12 protein-coding genes, 1 pseudogene and 1 other annotated feature are annotated in these 15,982 nt (G+C 54.4%); of the genes and pseudogenes, 7 read left to right on the top strand and 6 right to left on the bottom strand.

Annotation, left to right across the window (positions count from 1 at the left end):
- Nucleotides 1-250: 250 nt before the first annotated feature.
- Nucleotides 251-1,225, bottom strand: coding sequence for an HTH-type transcriptional regulator CysB (cysB, locus tag ACX8ZY_RS09500; RefSeq protein ID WP_003853865.1), 975 nt, complete (start codon nucleotides 1,223-1,225; stop codon nucleotides 251-253).
- A 184-nt stretch (nucleotides 1,226-1,409) separates the two neighbouring features.
- The gene (gene topA, locus ACX8ZY_RS09495; protein WP_421665369.1) at nucleotides 1,410-4,007 is read right to left on the bottom strand and encodes a type I DNA topoisomerase; all 2,598 of its coding nucleotides are present in this window, start codon (nucleotides 4,005-4,007) and stop codon (nucleotides 1,410-1,412) included.
- Nucleotides 4,008-4,378: 371 nt separating this feature from the next.
- On the opposite strand from topA, the gene ACX8ZY_RS09490 reads away from it, so the two are divergent.
- Nucleotides 4,379-4,627, top strand: coding sequence for a YciN family protein (locus ACX8ZY_RS09490; RefSeq protein ID WP_033757844.1), 249 nt, complete (start codon nucleotides 4,379-4,381; stop codon nucleotides 4,625-4,627).
- Between the two features lie 39 nt (nucleotides 4,628-4,666).
- On the opposite strand, the gene sohB is transcribed toward ACX8ZY_RS09490, so the two are convergent.
- Complete coding sequence (sohB, locus tag ACX8ZY_RS09485) at nucleotides 4,667-5,713, bottom strand: protease SohB (RefSeq protein ID WP_010244469.1); 1,047 nt, start codon at nucleotides 5,711-5,713, stop codon at nucleotides 4,667-4,669.
- Nucleotides 5,714-5,886: 173 nt separating this feature from the next.
- Here sohB and ACX8ZY_RS09480 point away from each other — a divergent pair, with 173 nt between their 5' ends.
- Both ACX8ZY_RS09480 and cobO read left to right on the top strand, forming a co-directional pair.
- Nucleotides 5,887-6,648, top strand: coding sequence for a YciK family oxidoreductase (locus ACX8ZY_RS09480; protein ID WP_010670249.1), 762 nt, complete (start codon nucleotides 5,887-5,889; stop codon nucleotides 6,646-6,648).
- A complete protein-coding gene (gene cobO, locus ACX8ZY_RS09475) occupies nucleotides 6,648-7,238 on the top strand; it encodes a cob(I)yrinic acid a,c-diamide adenosyltransferase (protein WP_010670250.1) in 591 nt (196 codons plus the stop codon). Before ACX8ZY_RS09480 ends, cobO begins: the two co-directional genes overlap by 1 nt.
- 54 nt (nucleotides 7,239-7,292) lie before the next feature.
- Here cobO and rluB read toward each other — a convergent pair whose 3' ends face one another.
- On the bottom strand, nucleotides 7,293-8,183 hold the full coding sequence (gene rluB / locus ACX8ZY_RS09470) for a 23S rRNA pseudouridine(2605) synthase RluB (protein ID WP_010670251.1): 891 nt from the start codon (nucleotides 8,181-8,183) through the stop codon (nucleotides 7,293-7,295).
- Between the two features lie 779 nt (nucleotides 8,184-8,962).
- Between rluB and ACX8ZY_RS09465 the strand changes: the two genes are divergently transcribed.
- Entirely contained in the window at nucleotides 8,963-9,610 is a 648-nt protein-coding gene (locus tag ACX8ZY_RS09465) for a hypothetical protein (protein ID WP_010244455.1), read from the top strand.
- A gap of 10 nt (nucleotides 9,611-9,620) precedes the next feature.
- Here ACX8ZY_RS09465 and ACX8ZY_RS09460 read toward each other — a convergent pair whose 3' ends face one another.
- Nucleotides 9,621-10,241 (bottom strand): L-threonylcarbamoyladenylate synthase, encoded by a 621-nt coding sequence (locus ACX8ZY_RS09460; RefSeq protein ID WP_003853883.1) that lies wholly within the window; start codon nucleotides 10,239-10,241, stop codon nucleotides 9,621-9,623.
- Nucleotides 10,242-10,253: 12 nt separating this feature from the next.
- Entirely contained in the window at nucleotides 10,254-11,138 is an 885-nt protein-coding gene (gene rnm, locus ACX8ZY_RS09455; protein ID WP_163763012.1) for an RNase RNM, read from the bottom strand.
- Between the two features lie 153 nt (nucleotides 11,139-11,291).
- Nucleotides 11,292-11,393 (top strand) — a sequence feature (Trp leader region).
- 23 nt (nucleotides 11,394-11,416) lie between these two features.
- Here rnm and ACX8ZY_RS09450 point away from each other — a divergent pair.
- From ACX8ZY_RS09450 to trpCF, 3 genes and pseudogenes are all read left to right on the top strand, one after another.
- The gene (locus ACX8ZY_RS09450; RefSeq protein WP_421665368.1) at nucleotides 11,417-12,982 is read left to right on the top strand and encodes an anthranilate synthase component 1; all 1,566 of its coding nucleotides are present in this window, start codon (nucleotides 11,417-11,419) and stop codon (nucleotides 12,980-12,982) included.
- Nucleotides 12,982-14,576 (top strand): annotated as a pseudogene (gene trpD / locus ACX8ZY_RS09445) (bifunctional anthranilate synthase glutamate amidotransferase component TrpG/anthranilate phosphoribosyltransferase TrpD). The gene ACX8ZY_RS09450 and the pseudogene trpD overlap by 1 nt, the downstream one beginning before the upstream one ends.
- A gap of 2 nt (nucleotides 14,577-14,578) precedes the next feature.
- Nucleotides 14,579-15,940, top strand: a complete 1,362-nt coding sequence (gene trpCF, locus ACX8ZY_RS09440; protein WP_010244438.1) for a bifunctional indole-3-glycerol-phosphate synthase TrpC/phosphoribosylanthranilate isomerase TrpF — start codon at nucleotides 14,579-14,581, stop codon at nucleotides 15,938-15,940.
- The last annotated feature ends 42 nt before the right edge of the window (nucleotides 15,941-15,982 follow it).

Here is a 15,982-nt window from a genome sequence, read left to right as displayed (position 1 = left end):
GAACCTTATGTTTACTGGCTTCCCACATCAGCTCTTAACTGGAGTATGGGAATAATCCTGGCAAGCCGCAAAGTAACATAGTTAAAAATGTGTTGTAATTCGCATTTAAGAAAGACCGATGGAGAAACATGTGATCAATGTTTCATTTACAAAAAAATCATAAAAACTTTTGATTCTCATTTGGCGCTAAAGCCTGGAGACAGAAAAGGCTGCACCAGGCAGCCTTATGTTTACGCGGGGAGGTTAAATTCTATTTAAACGGCAGTTTGATATCTTTAAACATCGCCTCAATGTCTTCATTGGAGCGCAGCGCAACCGCGGTATCTACCACATCGCGCGTCAGGTGTGGCGCAAAACGTTGGATAAAATCATACATATAGCTACGCAGGAAGGTGCTGCGGCGGAAACCAATCTTAGTGGTGCTATTGGTAAAGATATCGGCGGCTTCAATGCGAATCAGGTCAGGATCGGCCACCGGATCTACTGCCATGCTGGCGATAACGCCAACCCCCAGACCTAAGCGGACATAGGTTTTGATTACGTCGGCGTCGGTCGCGGTAAAGACGATGCGTGGCGTTAAACCTGCACGATTGAAGGCCGTATCCAGTTCTGAACGCCCGGTAAAGCCAAAGGTGTAGGTTACCAGCGGATATTCGGCCAGCTCCTCAATGGTGACCTGACCTTTTCCGGCCAGCGGATGGTCGGCAGTCACCACAATCGCCCGATTCCAGTGGTAGCACGGCAGCATGATTAAATCGTCATAGAGATGCAGGGCTTCGGTGGCGATGGCAAAATCTGCATTACCTTTGGAGACGGCTTCGGCGATCTGAGTTGGAGAACCCTGATGCATGTGCAAAGAGACGCGAGGATAGCGCTCAATAAATCCTTTGATCACACCAGGCAGCGCGTAGCGAGCCTGGGTGTGCGTGGTTGCGACATAGAGCGAGCCTTTATCAGGCCAGGTGTGTTCACCGGCTACCGATTTAATCGCATCCACTTTGGAGAGAACTTCTCGCGCTATACGGATGATCTCTTCCCCTGCAGGCGTGACCTGGGTGAGATGTTTACCGCTGCGGGCAAAGATTTGCACGCCCAGTTCATCTTCCAGCATACGCACCTGTTTACTGATGCCGGGTTGAGAGGTGTAGAGACCTTCCGCCGTCGAAGAGACGTTGAGATTGTGATTGACCACTTCAACGATATAGCGCAACTGCTGTAATTTCATATCTATTCCATCCCGGTAAGTTACAGAGTCGCATCCCCGGTTGACGTATAGTCGCGAGGGTAAAAAGATGCTATGCATCAGGAAAGGTCGGAAATGCTATAACAACTATATCAGTTTAAGTGAGAGAGTAGAACGGATTGATATAAGGCTCAGAAAAAGGCCAGCGAGCGCTGGCCTTCAGGGATTACTTTTTCGCTTCCTGCCATTTGCCATCTATATAGAAGGCGGACCAGCCGGTTGCCTTGCCCTCTTTTTCTGAGGAGACATACTGCTGTTTGGTCTTGCGGCTGAACCGCACCAGCGTTTTGTTGCCTTCCGGATCGGCTGCTGGCGCGTCGGCCAGATATTTCAACTTCTCAGGCAGACGATCTTTGAAGCGCTGAAGCTCTTCCACCAGCGGCGCACGCGTCTCGCGTGATTTCGGGAAGGTGTTGGCCGCGAGGAAAACGCCCGCCGCACCGTCACGCAACACGAAGTAAGCATCTGACTTCTCACACGCCAGCTCTGGCAGCGGAACCGGATCCTCTTTCGGCGGAGCAACTTCACCACTACGCAGGATCTTGCGGGTGTTTTTGCACTCTTCATTGGTACACGCCATGTACTTACCAAAGCGTCCCATCTTCAGGTGCATCTCCGAACCACACTTCTCGCACTCCACTACCGGGCCGTCATAGCCTTTGATGCGGAATTCGCCCTTCTCAATCTCGTAACCATCACACTCCGGGTTATTACCACAGACATGCAGTTTACGTTCGTTATCGATCAGGTAGCTGTCCATGGCCGTGCCACACTTCTGGCAGCGACGACGGGCACGCAGGGCGTTGGTTTCAGCATCATCCCCTTCCAGAATATTGAGAACTTCATTTTCCGGGATCAGGTTGATGGTCTGTTTGCAGCGCTCTTTAGGCGGCAGCGCATAGCCGGAACAGCCCAGGAAGACGCCGGTACTGGCAGTTCGAATCCCCATCGGACGGCTACAGGTCGGACAGTCAATCGAGGTCAGCACCATCTGATTCGGCTGCATTCCGCCCTCTTCAGGATCTTTCTCAGCCAGTTCAAGCTGCTGGGTAAAATCGGTGAAGAAGTGGTCGAGTACCGCTTTCCATTGCGCCTGGTTATTGGCAACCTGATCAAGGTTGCTCTCCATGCGGGCGGTGAAATCATAATTCATCAGTTCGCGGAAGTTCTCTTCCAGACGATCGGTGACGATTTCACCCATTTTTTCCGCATAAAAACGGCGGTTTTCAACCCGTACGTAGCCACGATCCTGAATCGTCGAGGTAATGGCGGCGTAGGTGGATGGACGACCAATTCCGCGCTTCTCCAGCTCGCGCACCAGTGACGCTTCGCTGAAGCGCGCCGGTGGCTTGGTGAAGTGCTGACCGGGCAGCAGTTGCTGCAGGTCCAGAACATCACCCACGCTTACCGCAGGCAGCGTACGATCTTCATCATTCTTACGCAGCGCAGGCATCACTTTGGTCCAGCCGTCGAAACGCAGAATACGGCCTTTCGCTTTGAGCCGGAAATCACCGGCGGCGGCAGTAATGGTGCTGGAGTCATATTTTGCTGGTGTCATCTGACAGGCAACAAACTGACGCCAGATCAGCTGATAGAGTTTCTGCGCATCCGCTTCCATATCTTTCAGCTTTTCCGCCACCACTTCCACATCAGAAGGACGAATCGCTTCGTGCGCTTCCTGGGAGTTCTCTTTGCTGGCGTAAGTTATGGCGTTTTCAGGCAGATACTTTTTACCGAAATTGCTTTCGATATAGCCACGCGCCATGGCGACCGCATCCTGACTCAGGTTGGTCGAATCGGTACGCATATAAGTAATGTGGCCCGCTTCATACAGCCGCTGGGCCATCATCATGGTCTTCTTAACGCCAAAGCCGAGACGGGTGCTGGCAGCCTGCTGCAGTGTCGAGGTGATATAAGGCGCGCCCGGCTTGCTGCTGGTCGGCTTATCTTCACGATCCACGATCTCATAGCGCGCTTTTTCCAGCAGCGCGACGGCGGCATACGTCTCGTCGCGGTTGACCGGACGGAAGGCTTTATCGCCTTTGTGCGTCACGTCCATCGACAGCTCATCGCCTTTCGGCGTGGTCAGCGCGGCATTAACTTCCCAGTACTCTTCGGGAACAAAAGCTTTAATCTCACGTTCACGTTCCACCACCAGGCGAACGGCAACGGATTGCACACGCCCGGCAGAGAGACCACGAGCGATCTTTTTCCACAGCAGTGGCGAGACCATGTAGCCCACCACGCGGTCCATAAAGCGACGCGCCTGCTGAGCATTAACCCGATCAATATTCAGTTCGCCCGGCTTTTCAAACGCCTGACGAATCGCATTCTTGGTTATTTCGTTAAACACGACGCGACTGAAGCGCGAGTCATCACCACCAATCACTTCCCGCAGGTGCCAGGCAATGGCTTCCCCTTCGCGGTCAAGGTCGGTTGCGAGATAGATGTGGTCAGCATTGGCGGCTAACGCCTTCAGTTCGGCAACCACTTTCTCTTTGCCGGGCAGAATCTGATAGTCCGCTTCCCAGCCGTGATAGGGATCAACACCCATGCGGCTGACGAGTGCGGCCTTCTCATCTTTTTTAACTTTTTTGACTTTCTTATCTGTCGAGGCGTCAGCACTTTTCTTCGCGGTTGAACCACTGGTCGGCAGATCCCGGATATGACCCACGCTGGATTTAACCACGTAATCACTACCCAGGTATTTATTGATTGTTTTAGCCTTTGCCGGGGACTCAACAATAACGAGTGCTTTACCCATATTTACCTTTACCTAATGAAAACATCCTGCTTAACGGGAGAGGATTGGATGCCCAAAAACCCAATGGGTTCAATATTGCTGCGCCTGTTTAACATTTCAAGGCGGAGGGGTCAATCTCAGATCAGATGATGTGGCGTTATGCAACTGCATGATAAAGAGTGCTTTTTCTATCTGAACTCATCGCACATCCTGGTGCAAAATCCCTGAAATCGGAATCGCCCACACTCTACCTGATAAAATCTGTTACGCAACTTAATTAGCACTCAGCCCGGACTTACGCCAGGTTTTCATCGATTACACCGATTTGTCACAGCGTGTGACTCGCCAGTAATATAGAAAGGATTGGAGTACTGTCAAACAGGAGTCAATAAATGCAGAGTTCAACTCAGGCTATTTCCCGCCAGGCGTTGCTGGAAAAGGCCAATGCGCTGATCAAAGAACATGATGATTATTTAGCGGGAATGCAGGCGGATGAGGTGATTCAGCAGGGAGAAGTGCTGGTATTTCGCGGACCGTTTTTTCTCGATGCCGATGGAGTGCCGACGGCTAAAACCACGGCGGTGTTTAACGTGTTCAAACACCTTGCCGTGGTGCTGTCGCCGCTCTACCACCTGGAATGAAAAAACCCGGCGCAGGCCGGGTTTAGCATCATCAGATCATCAGAGCAGTGGCTTTTCGCCGCGCTGCCAGAGTTTCAGCAGCAGGCGCTCTGCCACCGAGCCGGCGCTCTGCGTAAAGCGATCCATCACCTTACGGCGGCGGGCATAATGCACGCCGAGCACGCTGAACTTATCCATCTGACGGATGATCAGATCATCGCTGGTGCCGATTTCGTCAACCAAGCCGAGGTCCAGCGCCTGGCGGCCATACCAGTGTTCACCGGTTGCCACCTGATCGATGTCGAGTGACGGGCGCATCTGGTGGACAAACTGCTTGAACAGCAGGTGCGTTTCGTCGAGATCTTCCTGGAATTTCTCACGTCCCTCTTCGGTGTTTTCACCAAACAGCGTCAGCGTGCGCTTGTACTGTCCGGCGGTATGCAGCTCAATATCAATATCGTTCCGTTTCAGCAAGCGGTTGAAATTGGGGATCTGCGCGACCACGCCGATGGAGCCAATAATCGAGAAAGGTGCTGCCACAATACGATCGGCTACGCAGGCCATCATGTAACCGCCGCTGGCCGCCACTTTATCCACGGCCGCCGTGATGCGCAGACCCTGATCGCGCAGACGCTGCAGCTGCGAGGCTGCCAGGCCATAGCCATGAACCACGCCACCAGGGCTTTCAAGACGCAGCAGCACTTCATCGCCAGGCTGTTTCACAGCCAGCACGGCTGAAATCTCTTCACGCAGTGAGGTCACCTCATGGGCGTCCATGCTGCCTTTGAAATCGAGTACATAGAGCGTGGGCTTCGCACTGTCTGTCTGCCCCTGCTTCGCCGCCTGCTTTTCCGCTTTGGCTTTCAGCTTTTCACTTTTCTTATGATTTTTCAGCCAGACTTTTTGTGCCTGAGGCTTCATTTTTGCCAGCTGCAAATCCTCTTTCATCTGTTGATAGTCATCATCCAGATGAGTCAGTCGAAGCTGACCGTTTTGTGCCCGTTTGCGTAATGCGGCATTCATCACAATCATGACAATCACAGCGACGGCAACCACCAGTGTCACCACTTTCGCTAAAAACAGTCCATACGTTGAAATAAAATCCATAGGTCGCCTTAGTAAACTGAGAATCAAAAACAGTTCGCCAGTTTAGCCGTTTTGCCCCGCTTCGTCGCCTGAAATGCCAGCAGCTGGCACAGAATGCGTGGGTTGGCGATTGCGCCCATTCGTAAATTCAGGCATAAAGCGGAATCATGCTGTTTTCGCTGGAGGACCCCGCTGTGCATTATCAACCGAAAAGCGACCTGCTCAATCATCGCATTATCCTGGTCACTGGCGCTTCAGATGGCATTGGCCGGGAAGCGGCGCTGACTTATGCCCGCTATGGCGCAGAAGTGATCCTGATGGGCCGTAACCCTGAGAAGCTTCAGCAGGTCGAACAGGCGATCAATCAACTCAATCTCTGCCCTGCTCACACTGTGGTGTTCGATCTGGCCGAAGCGACACCGGAACGTTGCCAGCAGGTGGCAGAACAGCTGGCCCAGCAGTTTCCGCGTCTTGACGGCGTGCTGCATAACGCCGGTATCCTCGGTGAGATTGTGCCGCTGGCTGAACTCGACCCACAGGTCTGGCAGCAGGTGATGAACATCAACCTGGACGCCACCTTCTTCCTGACGCAGGCGCTGTTGCCGCTGCTGTTAAAATCGGATGCCGGTTCACTGGTGTTTACCACCTCCAGCGTGGGCCGCACCGGTCGCGCGGGCTGGGGGGCTTACGCCGTCTCTAAATTTGCTACCGAAGGCATGATGCAGGTACTGGCTGATGAGTATAAGAACCAGTCGCTGCGGGTGAACTGTATTAATCCGGGCGGGACGCGAACCAAAATGCGTGCCAGCGCGTTCCCGCAGGAAGATGCCAATAAGCTGAAAACCCCTGCCGATTTGATGCCGCTCTACCTTTATCTGATGGGTGATGATAGCCGTCGTAAAACCGGGATCAGCTTTGATGCCCAGCCAGGCAGAAAACCGGGAGCCGCTGAATAATGGCTGACGATCGTCATCAACAGCGTCAGCAGCGGTTAAAAGAACAGGTAGATGCGCGTATTGCTGCAGCCACGGAGGTTCGTGGCATCCTGATGGTCTTTACCGGCAATGGCAAAGGCAAAACGACTGCGGCCTTTGGCACCGCACTCCGCGCCACCGGTCATGGCAAACGCGTGGCGGCTATCCAGTTCATTAAAGGTGACTGGCCGAATGGCGAGCGAAACCTGCTGGAACAGCACGGTGTTGAATTTCAGGTGATGGCAACCGGCTTTACCTGGGATACGCAGAACCGCGAAACGGATACCGCCGCCTGTCTGGCGGTGTGGCAGCATGCAAAACGGATGCTGGCCGATGAGCAGCTGGATCTGGTGGTGCTCGACGAAATCACCTATATGGTCAGCATGGATTATCTGCCACTGGAAGAGCTGATAGCGGCCCTGCAACAGCGCCCGGCGCATCAGAGCGTCATCATTACCGGACGTGGCTGTCATCGCAGCCTGACTGAGATGGCGGATACGGTGACTGAGATGCGGCCGGTTAAGCACGCTTTTGATGCCGGGATACAGGCTCAGCAGGGAATTGACTGGTAACAGAAAAAGAAAACGCAGCCCTGGGGCTGCGTTTTTAGCGATCGGGCAACGTGATTAACCGGAGTTACGTTTGCTGCCCGGATTGCGGCGTGGTGCACGTGGGGTGCTGCTCACTTTACTGTGACGTTTCACGGCACGACGAATCTGGTTCGCTTTGGTGCGACGACGATCTTTTTCGACCACCAGTTTGGTAACCGTTTCATCATCCATCTCCACCAGATTACGCAGGTAGTTAACCGCAGGCAGATCCAGTTCGGTCCAGCCACCGCGTGGCAGGCCTTTTGGTAAGGTGATATCGCCGTAGCGAACACGCATCAGACGACTGACCTGCACGCCGACCGCTTCCCATAAACGACGCACTTCACGGTTGCGTCCTTCGGTCAGGGTCACGTTGTACCACTGGTTGATCCCTTCTCCACCGCCAAATTTCAGGGTTTTAAAGGCAGCCGGGCCATCTTCCAGCTGAACGCCCTTGCTCAGCTGACGAATTTTATCATCGTCGACCTGACCAAAGACGCGCACCGCATATTCACGTTCCACTTCACGGCTCGGATGCATCAGGCGGTTCGCCAGTTCACCGTCAGTGGTGAAGAGCATCAGACCACAGGTGTTCACATCCAGACGGCCAACGGCAATCCAGCGTGAACCGCGCAGACGAGGCAGACGGTCAAATACCGTTGGGCGCCCTTCAGGATCGCTGCGGGTACAGAGTTCACCTTCTGGTTTGTAGTAAGCCAGCACGCGGCAAACTTCGGTTGCTGATTCAGCAATCGAGACCAGATGGCCATCAATACGGATTTTCAGAGATTTGCTGCTTTCAACGCGGTCGCCCAGGGTGGCGATCTTGCCGTCGACGCTGACACGGCCAGCGGCAATCATTGATTCGATTTCACGACGCGAGCCATGACCGGCACGCGCTAAGACTTTCTGTAACTTTTCGCTCATTGAGCTTCCTCTTTGTCGCCTTCCCAGGCGTCACGGTAGGGTGATAATTCTTTCTGAATCAATAGGTTAACCTATTAATTCGGCCCCATTATACAGGCATTTACCCCTGAAGTAACGCGCTTTATGAGTGGGCCTGAAGCGAATTAAGAAGGGTCAGCCTCTGATAGTTTTAGATCTGATAATATCTGACGCTGATTTAAATAATCCCCGTGCATCTGACAGGAATAAGATTAATAAAATGCATGTATTAAAAACTTTATAGCTGATGACAATTAAATTTTCTAACCACTTCAGTTTCATCAACGTAATGTTCTGGTGATAAAAACCTTAACACTATCTTACACTTTCGCTGGTTTTCCCTTGCTTTTATTCTTCTTAAAAAAACACTAAAGCCAGCACAAAAAACTGTTTTAATGATTTAATCCATTATAACCGCTCGGTAAATACAAAAAACCCAGATTTTTTCTAACGCAGATTTATTTAAGGCCTTATTTTCAAGGACATTTGATTCTTATTAGCTTTAATAAATTGTACGACACTATTAAGCTGATATACTTTATTCCTGTAGCACAATAAAAAGCAGGACTCACGACAGAGGGGTCTTGCAACAATGAAGTCCGGCTTTTGTTATTCGTTTATAAAAATAGTCTTTTTAGATTAATCCAATAAACCGGCGCATCCGGAGTTGTTGCGTTAATACGGTTCAGTGATGAACCTTGCTTGCATGTCAAAAATCTTCACCAGGGATTTCCCGACATGCCTGAATAAAGAAACCCATCATGAAAAACCTGTTGCTGTGCCCGGTGCTTGCTGCACTGGTGCTGAGCGGGTGTTCTGTGGGCCATACTGAGTACAGTCGTACGGCGATGCAGCACGTAGATATGAGCGTGACTGGCATTCCGACGATCCTCGGTCTCGGCACACTGGGCACCAGCATTCCTCTGACGCCTGAATATAGCCTGACAGCTGCGCACGTTGCCAAAACTGCCGTGCAGCGCGTCAAGTCTTATCACCCTTATTGCGACCTTGCGATTATTTATCACAAGAATGACGCCAGCACGCTGACTAAGTTCCGCAGCAGCGACATCGGCGATCCGGTTAAAATGTATGGCTACAGTTTTATTTCAGCGATGCCGGTTGAATCGACCGGAGTTAATTTAGCGCGTACGGCTATTCGGAATAACTGGAATAAAAGTCCCTGTATAGCCATGGCCTCCAATGCAGGTGTTGTTCAGGGGATGTCGGGCGGCGGCGTTTATAACCGTGATGATACGCTGGGCGGCGTGATTGTTGGCTATTCTGACTCGATTAAAAATGGGCGTAATAACAAAGTGATCCTGAAAGATGTGTCACTTTATATTCCTTACGGCCAGTTTAAAAGCTGGTTAGAGTCGAATCTGGCCCAGACACCGACACGCGGTGCCTGAGCCTGAGGGCTTACAGGAACGGGCGGGTATCGCCCACCCCTTCACGCACAATTTCCGGCGCATCGGTGGTCAGATCGACCACCGTGGTCGGCTGCTGGCCCAGCGTGCCGCCGTCGATAATCAGATCGACCAGCTTGCCGATGCTGTGCTGGATCTCTTCCGGATCGGACTCGGTGAAATCGTTGCCCGGCAGAATTAATGAGGTCGACATCATCGGCTGATTCAGTGCTTCCAGCAGCGCCAGCGCCACGGGATTAGAGGGCACGCGCAGACCAATGGTCTTACGTTTTTCATTCATCAGGCGGCGCGGCACCTCTTTGGTCGCCTTGAGAATAAAGGTGTAGTTGCCTGGCGTGTTGTTTTTCAGCAGGCGAAACGCTGAGTTGCCCACCTGCGAATAGACCGACAGCTCAGAGAGATCCCGGCACATCAGGGTAAAGTTGTGGTGCCCGTCGAGCTGACGGATACGACAGATACGCTCCATCGCGCCCTTCTCCTCCAGCCGACAGCCCAGCGCATAGCCGGAATCGGTTGGATAAACAATGACGCTGCCTTTGTTCAGGTAGTCAACCGCCTGATTAATCAGGCGGGGCTGTGGGTTGTCCGGATGAATATGAAACAATTGACTCATAGAAACCTCGTGTCACCTTTCCGTGATTGCCAGTCTGGGAGCCAGATCCGGGAAGCGTTCCCAGACCGGCTCAACCGCCGCGGGCAGCCAGAGTTTGCGGCCCAGTTCAATCCACGGACAGGGTTGATGAAAATCAGAACCTTGTGATGCGGCCAGTTCATTATCTCTGGCGTATTGCGCCAGCGTCGTGCGCTCATTAGGCGGCTGCTGGCACTGCGCGACTTCCATCGCATCGCCGCCCGCTTCGCGGAAATGGGCGACCAGCCGTTTGAGCCACTTTGCCGATAAACCGTAACGGCCAGGATGCGCCAGCACGGCGCAGCCACCAGAATGATGAATAGCATCAATAGCTTGTTTAATTGTACACCATTGTGGCGGCACGTAACCGGTTTTGCCACGCGCCAGATAATTTTTGAACACCTGCGCCATATTCTCTGCTTTACCCTGTTCAATCAGGAAGCGGGCAAAGTGACCGCGGGTAATGATGCCGCCATCAGCCAGTCGCGTGGCTCCCGCCAGCGCATCCGGGATACGTGCCTTCGCCAGTCGCTCACCAATCTCTTCTGCACGTGCTTGCCGACAGGCATGTTGTCCGGCCAGAAACGCCACCATCGCCGGATGGCGGATATCAATGTTCAGTCCCACGATATGAATCTCATGGTTTTCCCACAGGGTGGAGATTTCTGCGCCCGCCAGCACTTTTATCGGTAAATCGTGATCGATTGCCGTTTGCTGCGCTTCATCTACCCCTGCAACGCTGTCGTGATCGGTGATCGCCAGTACGCCGACGCGCATCTCAACCGCTCGCTGCACCAGGGCGGCTGGCGTCAGTAAGCCGTCAGAGGCACGCGTGTGGCTGTGTAAATCATAAACCGGGAAACGGGCGATATCGCTCAAGAGAACTCCTGCAAAAACTAAACCGGCCAGCATGATAACGATTTTCACGGTCAGTGAAAAAGTGTATTGACATTTCCGCCCTGAACCCGTTAACTAGTACACAAGTTCACACGTAACGGGTATTCAATCATGGCTGTTGTAATCACGCATTTAAACGGTTGGCGCGATGTTCCCGAAAACGGGCGACAGGGTCGTGCACACTTTGCGTAAACGCTGTGCTAATACCTGAGCCCGCCACCGAGCGGGCTTTTTTTTGAGCGAAATTCAGAGAAATCATCATGCCAAATGCGAAACCTACAGTGAAGTTGATTACCGGCACCGCACCCTACCGCGAAGATCCGGCCGCAGTGTTTCACCAGCTGTGCGGCGCACGTCCGGCAACCCTGCTGCTTGAATCCGCTGACATCGACAGCAAGCGCAACTTAAAAAGCCTGCTGATTGTCGACAGCGCGCTGCGCGTCAGCGCAATGGGCAATAATGTCACCGTTCACGCGTTGTCAGAAAATGGCCGCGCCCTGCTGCCGCTGCTGGATGAGGCCCTGCCTGCGTCGGTCAGCAATCAGGTTCGTCCCGATGGACGCGAGCTGACTTTCCCGCAGAGCACCGACCATCAGCAGGATGAAGATTCCCGCCTCAAGGCCCTGTCGGTGTTTGATGCTTTGCGTCTGATTCCACAACTGGTCAACTCCCCTGCCGATGAGCGCGAAGCCGTGCTGCTGGGTGGCCTGTTTGCTTATGATCTGGTTGCCGGTTTTGAAACCCTGCCGGAGCTGGATAATCAGCAACGCTGCCCCGACTACTGTTTTTACCTGGCAGAAACCTTACTGGTGATCGATCACCAGACCCGCAGTGCGCGTCTGCAGGCCAGCCTGTTCTGCCCGTCCACCAGCGAGTTCCAGCGCCTGCAGCGCCGCATCGAGCAGTTGCACGGCCAGATGCTGCAGCCGGCACCAGCTCTGCCGGTCCAGCCAGTTGAACAGATGATGCTGACCACCAGCCAGAGTGATGAAGAGTATTGCGACGTAGTTCGCACCCTTCAGCAGGCGGTTCGCATCGGCGAAATTTTCCAGGTCGTGCCGTCACGTCGCTTCTCGCTGCCGTGCCCGTCGCCGCTGGCTGCTTATGAGACACTGAAAAACAGCAATCCCAGCCCCTACATGTTTTTCATGCAGGATCAGGATTTCTCCCTGTTTGGCGCGTCGCCGGAGAGTTCGCTGAAGTATGACGCCACCTCCCGTCAGATTGAGATCTACCCGATCGCCGGTACCCGCCCGCGTGGCCGCCATGCTGATGGCTCACTGGACCGCGATCTCGACAGCCGCATTGAGCTGGAGATGCGTACCGACCATAAAGAGCTGGCTGAGCATCTGATGCTGGTGGATCTGGCGCGTAACGATCTGGCGCGTATCTGCGTGCCCGGCAGCCGTTACGTGGCTGACCTGACCAAAGTCGACCGCTACTCGTTTGTGATGCATCTGGTTTCCCGCGTGGTGGGTACGCTGCGCGCGGATCTCGATGTGCTGCACGCGTATCGTGCCTGTATGAACATGGGCACGCTGAGCGGAGCACCAAAAGTTCGCGCCATGCAGTTGATTGCCGGGGCTGAACGCACCCGTCGCGGCAGCTACGGCGGCGCGGTGGGCTACTTCACCGCCCAGGGCGATCTCGATACCTGTATCGTTATCCGCTCCGCCTATGTAGAAGATGGCGTCGCCACCGTTCAGGCGGGCGCTGGTGTGGTGCTGGATTCTAATCCGCAGGCTGAAGCTGATGAAAGCCGCAACAAAGCGCGCGCCGTACTGCGCGCTATCGCGACTGCCCATCACTGCAAGGAGATCTTCTGATGGCCGATATTCTGCTGCTCGATAACATCGACTCTTTTACCTATAACCTGGTTGATCAGCTGCGGACCTTTGGTCACAACGTGGTGATTTACCGCAACAACCTGCCCGCCGAACTGCTTATTGAACAGCTGCAGCGGATGGAGAACCCGGTGCTGATGCTCTCTCCCGGTCCCGGCGCGCCAAAAGATGCTGGCTGTATGCCGGAGCTGCTGCGGGTGCTGCGCGGTCGTCTGCCAATTATCGGTATCTGTCTGGGTCACCAGGCGATTGTCGAAGCTTATGGCGGCCATGTGGGCCAGGCAGGCGAGATCCTGCACGGCAAAGCCTCTTCAATCGACCATGACGGCGAGGCGATGTTTGCCGGTCTGAGCAATCCGCTGCCGGTGGCGCGCTATCACTCGCTGGTGGGCAGCAACACGCCGGAAGAGCTGACGGTGAACGCCAGTTACAACGGGATGGTGATGGCCGTTCGCCATGAAACCGATCGCGTATGCGGGTTTCAGTTCCATCCTGAATCGATTTTGACTTCTCAGGGCGCGCGCCTGCTTGAGCAGACGCTGGCCTGGGCGCTGGCGAAGTAACAGGGAGAATAAACATGCAACAGACACTGGAAAAACTTTACCAGGCGCAGACGCTGAATCAGGCTGAGAGTCATCAGCTGTTCAGCGCCATCATTACCGGACAGCTGGAGCCAACGCAGCTCGCTGCCGCGCTGATCGCCATGAAGGTGCGCGGTGAAACGCCGGAAGAGATCGCCGGAGCCGCCACCGCGCTGCTGGAAGATGCCAAACCTTTTCCCCGCCCTGATTATGCGTTTGCCGACATTGTGGGCACCGGCGGCGATGGCAGTAACAGCATTAATATCTCGACTGCCAGCGCCTTTGTCGCCGCGACCTGCGGTCTGAAAGTGGCGAAGCACGGCAACCGCAGCGTCTCCAGCAAATCGGGCTCCTCCGATCTGCTGGCCGCCTTTGGCATCAATCTCGATATGCCCGCTGACCGGGCGCGCCAGGCGCTGGACGATCTGAATGTCTGCTTCCTGTTTGCGCCGCAGTATCACACCGGTTTTCGCCACGCGATGCCGGTCCGCCAGCAGCTTAAGACCCGTACGCTGTTTAACGTGCTGGGCCCGCTGATCAACCCGGCACGCCCGCCACTGGCAGTGATTGGCGTTTACAGCCCGGAACTGGTAATGCCGATTGCCCAGACGCTGAAAGTGCTGGGTTATCAGCGCGCGGCGGTGGTTCACGGTGGCGGAATGGATGAGGTGGCGCTGCACGACGTGACCCATGTGGCCGAACTGCGTGAAGGTGAAATTACGCGCTATCAGCTCTCGCCAGAGGACTTTGGTTTTGGCTTCCATCCCAAAGAGGCGCTGGCGGGCGGCACGCCGGAAGAAAATCGTGACATTCTGACCTCTTTACTCCAGGGTAATGGCCAGCAGGCCCATGAGGAGGCCGTCGCCGTCAACGTGGCGATGTTGCTTAAAGTATTCGGTCAGGAAGATCTGCGTGAAAACGCACAGCAGGCGCTTAACGCCATCCGCAGCGGACAGGCTTATGAGCGTGTCGTCGCACTGGCAGCAAGAGGATAATCATGAAAGGCACCGTGTTAGAAAAAATTGTTCAGGACAAAGCGATTTGGGTTGAAGCCCGTCAGCAGCAGCAGCCTCTCTCTACCTTTCAGAACAGCATTGAACCCGCCAGCCGTCATTTCTACGACGCGCTGCAGGGTGCAAGAACCGCGTTTATCCTGGAGTGTAAAAAGGCCTCTCCCTCGAAAGGCATTATTCGCGAGGATTTCGATCCAGCCGCCATTGCCGGAGTCTACCGCCACTACGCTTCCGCGGTATCTGTGCTGACCGATGAGAAATATTTTCAGGGCGACTTCGCCTTTCTGCCGATTGTCAGCGCGGCCATCACCCAGCCGGTGCTGTGCAAAGATTTTATCATCGACCCTTATCAGATCTATCTGGCACGTTACTACCAGGCTGATGCGATTCTGCTGATGCTGTCAGTGCTGGATGATGAGCAGTATCGTCAGCTGGCCGCCGTGGCGCACAGCCTGAAGATGGGCATTCTGACTGAAGTGAGTAATGAAGAGGAACTGGAGCGGGCTATCGCGCTGCAGGCCAAAGTTGTGGGTATCAACAACCGCGATCTGCGTGACCTCTCTATCGATCTTAACCGCACCCGTCAGCTGGCACCGCGCCTGTCACACGGCGTCACAGTAATCAGCGAATCAGGCATTAACAGCTATGCCGATATTCGCGAGCTGAGCCACTTTGCCAACGGCTTCCTGATTGGTTCTGCACTGATGGAAGAAGCCGACCTGACCGCAGCGGTGCGTCGGGTCACGCTGGGCAGCAATAAAGTGTGCGGCCTGACCCGTGCCGAAGATGCGCGCGCCGCCTATGAAGCCGGGGCAATCTATGGTGGTCTGATCTTCGCGGAAGGTTCCCCGCGCCAGATTGACACCGCTACGGCGCAGACCGTTATCGCTGCGGCCCCGCTGCGCTACGTCGGCGTGTTCCGCAATGCCGCTATGAGTGACATTGTCACGCAAGCCGGTGCGCTTTCACTCTCTGCGGTGCAGCTGCATGGCAACGAGACGCCGGCGTTTGTGGCTGAACTGCGTGCGGCTCTGCCAGCAGAGATTCAAATCTGGAAGGCGTTGCGCATTGAAGGCACCTTGCCGGCGCGCGACTGGCCTCATGTTGACCGTTATGTGTTTGATAATGGCGACGGTGGAACCGGACAGCGTTTCGACTGGTCGCTGTTGCAGGGACAGACGCTCAACAATGTTCTGCTGGCCGGTGGCCTGAGCGCGGATAACTGTGTTGAAGCCGCGCAGCTCGGCTGTGCCGGCCTGGACTTCAACTCTGGCGTGGAAAGCGCGCCTGGCATCAAAGATGCCCGTAAAATTGCCGCTGTGTTTCAGACACTGCGAGCCTACTGATTTGCCTGGCCTGCTCAACGGCGGGCCCGAGAAAGGAAGATA

The sequence above is a fragment of the Pantoea sp. XAF26B01_ASV70 genome (assembly GCF_054512635.1).
The sequence above is the reverse complement of the archived record's forward strand: the minus strand, read 5'-3'. Positions and strand labels throughout refer to the sequence as shown.

Coding starts and splice junctions, on each gene's coding strand:
- cobO (WP_010670250.1), top strand. CDS start 6,648: ATGGCTGACGATCGTCATCAACAGCGTCAGCAGCGGTTAAAAGAACAG.
- ACX8ZY_RS09490 (WP_033757844.1), top strand. CDS start 4,379: ATGCAGAGTTCAACTCAGGCTATTTCCCGCCAGGCGTTGCTGGAAAAG.
- rluB (WP_010670251.1), bottom strand. CDS start 8,183: ATGAGCGAAAAGTTACAGAAAGTCTTAGCGCGTGCCGGTCATGGCTCG.
- ACX8ZY_RS09450 (WP_421665368.1), top strand. CDS start 11,417: ATGCCAAATGCGAAACCTACAGTGAAGTTGATTACCGGCACCGCACCC.
- sohB (WP_010244469.1), bottom strand. CDS start 5,713: ATGGATTTTATTTCAACGTATGGACTGTTTTTAGCGAAAGTGGTGACA.
- ACX8ZY_RS09460 (WP_003853883.1), bottom strand. CDS start 10,241: ATGAGTCAATTGTTTCATATTCATCCGGACAACCCACAGCCCCGCCTG.
- ACX8ZY_RS09465 (WP_010244455.1), top strand. CDS start 8,963: ATGAAAAACCTGTTGCTGTGCCCGGTGCTTGCTGCACTGGTGCTGAGC.
- topA (WP_421665369.1), bottom strand. CDS start 4,007: ATGGGTAAAGCACTCGTTATTGTTGAGTCCCCGGCAAAGGCTAAAACA.
- trpCF (WP_010244438.1), top strand. CDS start 14,579: ATGAAAGGCACCGTGTTAGAAAAAATTGTTCAGGACAAAGCGATTTGG.
- cysB (WP_003853865.1), bottom strand. CDS start 1,225: ATGAAATTACAGCAGTTGCGCTATATCGTTGAAGTGGTCAATCACAAT.